At 37.3% G+C, this 3,348-nt stretch carries 4 protein-coding genes; all 4 read right to left on the bottom strand.

Translation table 11 applies throughout. From position 1 onward, the window contains the following. Nucleotides 1-57 precede the first annotated feature (57 nt). Nucleotides 58-591, bottom strand: a complete 534-nt coding sequence (locus HET73_RS06595) for a DNA-3-methyladenine glycosylase (protein ID WP_174133057.1) — start codon at nucleotides 589-591, stop codon at nucleotides 58-60. A 63-nt stretch (nucleotides 592-654) separates the two neighbouring features. Next, nucleotides 655-1,527 (bottom strand): hypothetical protein, encoded by an 873-nt coding sequence (locus HET73_RS06590; protein ID WP_246210253.1) that lies wholly within the window; start codon nucleotides 1,525-1,527, stop codon nucleotides 655-657. Between the two features lie 75 nt (nucleotides 1,528-1,602). Beyond that, nucleotides 1,603-2,583, bottom strand: coding sequence for a Holliday junction branch migration DNA helicase RuvB (gene ruvB, locus HET73_RS06585; RefSeq protein WP_174134229.1), 981 nt, complete (start codon nucleotides 2,581-2,583; stop codon nucleotides 1,603-1,605). Next, the gene (gene ruvA, locus HET73_RS06580) at nucleotides 2,580-3,161 is read right to left on the bottom strand and encodes a Holliday junction branch migration protein RuvA (protein ID WP_174133054.1); all 582 of its coding nucleotides are present in this window, start codon (nucleotides 3,159-3,161) and stop codon (nucleotides 2,580-2,582) included. The genes ruvB and ruvA overlap by 4 nt, the downstream gene beginning before the upstream one ends. Between the last annotated feature and the right edge of the window lie 187 nt (nucleotides 3,162-3,348).

The raw sequence follows: 3,348 nt of genomic DNA, 5'->3' as shown, positions 1-3,348 counted from the left end.
GAGTTAGCTATAGAAGGTGGAGGCTTTTACCATCACTACGGACAGTAATAAATTGATTTAAAAAATGCGTTTTTTTTTGCACATTTCCGTCTTGAATCGCCAAAATTTCTCTTTACCTTTACTGATTCCGATTCTTGGGGTGCAAACATAATCCAGCTTGAGGTGAGATTCATATACACAAAATTCGTGGCTTATGGTGAGGTCTCGTTTGTTATGTTCTTTGGTAATATTCAACCTTTTGCATAAAATTCCTGGTCCACCTAGATTTGCCTCAAGCGGTTCAATGAGCTTCAATCCCCTTATTAACACTGCGGCTGGGAACCCTTCTGTTTCTGTCACAATATTTAAACAGTAATACATTCCATATATAAAATACACGTATGAAAACCCTGGCGTGCCAAACATCACTGAGGTTCGATCAGTGTAGCCTCGTGCTGCGTGACAAGCTGGGTCATCCATCCCTATATAGGCTTCAACTTCAGTTATTATTCCACTAAAATTAGAAAATTTAAGGACTTTTCCCAATAACTCCCCAGCTACAGTTAAAGTTGGCCGCTCGTAGAAATTTCTTGGTAGTATTATGTTGCTCATTATAAGAGTATAAGTTACTTGCAGGTGCAAGCAACTTATACTAATTATTACTTTTGTTTTTTCTTACTTACTCATTTGAGCAGCAGGAGCTTGATGCTTTTGTGATGCGCCGCTCAAGTCTTCTACATTTGTTGAAAGCTGCTCCAAAAAATTTACTTCTTCAGAGCTTTGTTGTAATTGTGTTTGTGGCAATTGTGATGCTAATGCTTCATGTAAAGATTTTGCTTCGTATTGCCTTCCTACCTTTACCTCTTTATGTGCAAGTAACTGTTCTTCAGTTATGCCATTACCTTCAACAAGTTCTACAGAACCGTTATCATGAATATTAATTTTAATATTACATTCTTTTCCTTCAACGTACCATTTTAGAGTCGTTTGATATGAACCATTAGCCACTTCATAAATTCTTACCCCATCCTTATCAATTTGGCAACGTACCCCCCTTGTTTTTTGGTCAGGTAGTAGCAACGTAACTGTCTTCACATCGTATTTTTTGCACATATTACCACTGAGAATACTATACATATTTACTTCTTTTGTATAATCGTTCAGCACAACTCTTATAACAGGCTTAACACTGTTATCTATATTTTTAGTTTCTCTTAATTTTATAAGCTTTGCATCAATATTTTTAAATATCTCTTCTTCAATTTGTTTAGCAGCTTTGCCTACAATTTCCCGACCATAATATTTGGTCTCCTCAGCAGTATATCTATACATACCATCGCTATTCTTATGAACATGAGGTTTCACTGTTACTTTATTAGTAATATTAGTAGAAGGGCTGTTCTGATCTACAAAGAACTTCTTCCATGTTTCTTCATCATCAAGAGTGACGTACCTACGTTTATCCTTACTCGGTATCGACCCATATACGTTACCAGCAGCAATATTTTGATCAACGATCAAAGATACAGTTTCATTACTATTTAACATACATGCCTCCATTATTGTTAATAATAAATATTAGTATATAGCACTATTCTGGTTAGGCAATATTTAATTGCGATTTTAGTATTGAGAGCCCAAATATCCCTTTGCCTGATCAGTTAAAATGCGTCCTCTTGGTGTGCGCTTTACAAAACTAATTTTGATTAAATAAGGTTCTACTGTTTCTTTAATATTGCCAACATCCTCAGATAGCGCGATAGATATAGTGTCAATGCCAACAGGTCCTGAAGTGTTGAATAAAAATCTCAAATAGTCCATATCTAATTTGTTTAACCCCATTTTATCTATGCCCAATTTTGATAGTGCAGAGTCAGCAATTTCATAGGTAATTTGTTTATCATCTTGTGCTTCAACAAAATCCCTTATTCTTCTGAGTAGCCTCAAAGCAATCCTTGGAGTGCCACGCGCACGGCAGGCGATTTCCTGCACAGCATCCTCTTTGATTTCGGCGGAAAGAACTCTTGCGCCTCTTTTTATAATATCAACCAGTTCCTCGAAAGAATAAAACTCAAGATGCAAAGGAATGCCAAAACGATCCCTCAGTGGTGCAGAAAGCAGTCCAAGCCGTGTTGTTGCTCCAATCAGTGTAAATGGTGGTAAGTCTATCCTTAAAGTTCGAGTAGATGAGCCCTCACCTACTAATATGTCCAAACAAAAATCTTCCATAGCAGTGTATAAAACTTCTTCAATGCTGCGATTTAATCTATGGATTTCGTCGATAAATAGAACATCTTTTGCGTTTAAAGTAGTGAGCACAGCAGCTAAATCTCCAGCTTTGCTAAGTAGTGGGCCGGAAGTTACGCGAAAGCTAACCCTTAATTCTTTAGAAACGATTTGTGCTAAAGTTGTTTTGCCAAGTCCTGGAGGACCATAGAGTAATACATGATCTAAAGCTTCAGTTCTCGTCTGTGCGGCGCTTATAAACACTTTTAAATTTTGTATTAAGTCTTTTTGCCCAATAAAATCATCAAGTCGCTCGGGCCTGATATTTAAGTTGCGTACATCTTCAGCATATTCTTTACCGCATGATATTGATTTCATAGCGTTGAAAGCTCCTTAAGCGCCGCAAAAATAATCTCCTCAGTGTCCAGGTTTGGCGACTTGTCTTGTATTTTTTTTATTGTATCGTAAGCTTTCATTTTTTCGTACCCAAGATTGATCAAAGCTGAAACGGCATCCTCTTTGATTGGATGAAAGTTGTTGTTATTTATTCCTAATTTACTCACTTTGCCACTCAGTTCAGTGATAATTCGATTTATGAGTTTCAGGCCAAGTCCACTCATTTTGAGTGCCACTTTATCCTCATTCATAATTGCCAGAAATAGCTGCTCTGGGGTTAATTTACTCAAAATTGACATTGCGGTTTTGTAGCTAACGCCACTTACTTTAACTAGTAAACGTAGACTCTGCTGTTCTTCTTTGCTTGTGAAGCCGTATAGCTGAGCAGTGTTTTCTCTGCTATTTGCGTAAGTTTCGATAAGTAACTTTACTCTACTTCCGATGGAACATGCATTTAAGGTTTTGGCTGAAAGGTACACTATATAGCCAACATCGTTCACATTCAGAACTATGTGATCGCTGCAAATTTCATCGACTGTCCCGCTTAGGTTTCCTATCATTTTTAGCACTATATAGGGTTCAGTTTAAAGACTCCTGGATACTAGGTCAAGTAAACGAACTATGATTTGAAAACAGGAAGCCAAGTAGCTCATAGAAAAACCCCTTGACAACCCCCACCAATCTCATTATCATACTACTAAGGGTATTTCTGACTCAAAACTTGTTTTTGATCCGCGCGGATTCAAT

It is taken from the genome of Wolbachia endosymbiont of Atemnus politus (genome assembly GCF_013309895.1).
This window is presented reverse-complemented; position numbering and strand designations above follow the sequence as displayed.

Bases quoted from the DNA above. Each gene is read 5' to 3' on its own strand.
- HET73_RS06590 (WP_246210253.1), bottom strand. From the start codon at position 1,527: ATGTTAAATAGTAATGAAACTGTATCTTTGATCGTTGATCAAAATATT.
- ruvA (WP_174133054.1), bottom strand. From the start codon at position 3,161: ATGATAGGAAACCTAAGCGGGACAGTCGATGAAATTTGCAGCGATCAC.
- ruvB (WP_174134229.1), bottom strand. From the start codon at position 2,583: ATGAAATCAATATCATGCGGTAAAGAATATGCTGAAGATGTACGCAAC.
- HET73_RS06595 (WP_174133057.1), bottom strand. From the start codon at position 591: ATGAGCAACATAATACTACCAAGAAATTTCTACGAGCGGCCAACTTTA.